Consider the following 2,055-nt stretch of genomic DNA (forward strand, 5'->3'; position numbering starts at 1 on the left):
GCCGATGCCACCAGTATCTCTTGCTGATGTAAAAATTAATTTATCGTCTACAATGGCACTACCGTAATCAGAAAATTTGGAGTTGATGCCTGCGTTTTCAATAGTGTAAATACCAATATTGGCTCGAATGTCTTCTAAATATTCACTATTTTTTTTCAAACGTTTGCTACGACTATCGCCACCTGATTTGTTTTCAAATTCCTTTAAAACGGCTACCGCTTCTTTCTCTTTTCCAATGGATTTTAGCGATTGTGCGTAACGGTAATAATAGTCAGGGGTTTGTTCTGGTTGTATCTGATAGAGTTTTTCATAAGACTGGGCTGCTTTTTCAAAATCAGAATTAAAATAATACGCATTGCCTAATTTCATGAACATATCTGCCGATTGATAGCCTTTGGCAGCAAGGCGTTCATAGGTTTGAATGGCATCTACATAGGCGTAACTATCGTATTTTTTATCTGCGGAAGCTAGTTTGGCTTTTTGAGCAAAACTGGAATTCCAAAAAAAGGAGCTCATAGCTAGACAAAGAAGGAACTGTTTTTTCATGATCCAAGGGTATAAATCTGGTTTTTTATTTGATTTTTTTATTTTTTAATGAAGCCTCATAAGTCATTAATAATGCCTTAGATTTTTCCTTTTGACCAAGTTTATCCAAGGTTACAGCGTATCTTAAGTAAAATTCTGGTTTAATTCTCTTTTCGATAGTAAAGAATTCAAAATAATATTTAGAGGCTTTTGCATACTCATTTTTATAAAAATAGGCATCCGCAAGTTGGCTATACAATTCTGAGGAGCGGATACCTTGTTCCACCAGTCTTTCATAGGTTTCGATAGGGATGATGGTAATACTTTTGTTGGGATTTACAATTTCTTGGTCAATTATAGCATTTGTATTACCATTTACTCCTTTTAGGTCCTTAGCTTCTAAATTAAGTCCTGTGTAATATTTTTTTTCTCTAGTTTTCTTATAGACTATTATTTCTTTAACTTCTCTAGTGTTATTTGGACCTAAATCATAGGTATCGATCATATTCTTGTTACTGACAACATAAACTACTTTAGTACTTCCAAATGCAGTTCGAATAGTTTCAGTAACTTCATAGGATTTTGACTTGATTTCTTTGTCAGGTTCCATTAACTTTTCTGGATTGTTTTGACTATAAAAAATCATTGGTGATATAAGAATAATTTTTGAAATCATCTTTGATTGTAATCTCATTGGAAATTTGAAATTTAAAACCATCTAGGAGTTACAATTTTATCATTATTCTTGAAGATTTCATAACGCAAGAAAACCTCATGTGATCCTGAATTGTAATTGTCTAATTTAGTAGTTTCTAAATCGTATCCATAGCCAATGTACATGCCATCGGTGACTTGAAAGCCTACCATTGCACTCATGGCAGCACTCCAACGATACGCCAATCCTAAGGTAAACTTTTCATTGATATAAAAATTCCCTGAAACATCAACTTGTAAAGGAGCGCCTTGAACTACTTTGGTTAAGAAAGCAGGTTTGAATTTTACATTATAAGATAAGTCAAATACATAACCTCCGATTAAATAGTAATTCATTTTTTCTTTGAAAATAGCCACTTCGTTATCATTGTATCGATTGGTTTGAATGAAATTAGGAACCGATAGTCCAACATAAGCTTTGTCAGAATGGTAATAGATTCCAGCTCCAATATTTGGGGTGAAAACGTTTCTCAAATTCTGAAATTGTGGATCGCCTTGGTTTAAAGGATTTAATTTACTGGCATCTAAATTAAATAAGTTAGCGGTTGCTTTCATTCCAAAAGAGAGTTTAAAATTCTCTGAGGTAGGAATGGTGTAGGAGAGGTCTGCTGAAATCGTGTTTTCAGTGGTTGGGCCAATTTTATCATTCACAAATGAAACCCCCAATCCCAAATTACTATTGCTAATTGGTGTATTTATCGAGGCAGTATTGGTGGTTGGTGCTCCATCCAAACCCACCCACTGGGTTCGATGTAGCGCAAAAATACTCATCGCGCCACGGCTACCTGCGTAGGCTGGGTTGATATTAATGGTATT

At 34.5% G+C, this 2,055-nt stretch carries 3 protein-coding genes; all 3 read right to left on the reverse strand.

The window, feature by feature from the left end; genetic code table 11:
- A partial coding sequence (locus O9307_RS13840) for a tetratricopeptide repeat protein (protein WP_298300350.1) occupies positions 1–546 on the reverse strand: 546 nt, incomplete at its 3' end.
- A 25-nt stretch (positions 547–571) separates the two neighbouring features.
- Positions 572–1,219: a hypothetical protein gene (locus O9307_RS13845; protein ID WP_298300352.1), complete on the reverse strand. Its 648-nt coding sequence runs from the start codon at positions 1,217–1,219 to the stop codon at positions 572–574.
- A 14-nt stretch (positions 1,220–1,233) separates the two neighbouring features.
- On the reverse strand, positions 1,234–2,055 hold an 822-nt coding region (locus tag O9307_RS13850; protein WP_298300354.1), incomplete at its 5' end, for a type IX secretion system membrane protein PorP/SprF.

The organism is Flavobacterium sp. (genome assembly GCF_027531905.1).
GTDB lineage: Bacteria > Bacteroidota > Bacteroidia > Flavobacteriales > Flavobacteriaceae > Flavobacterium.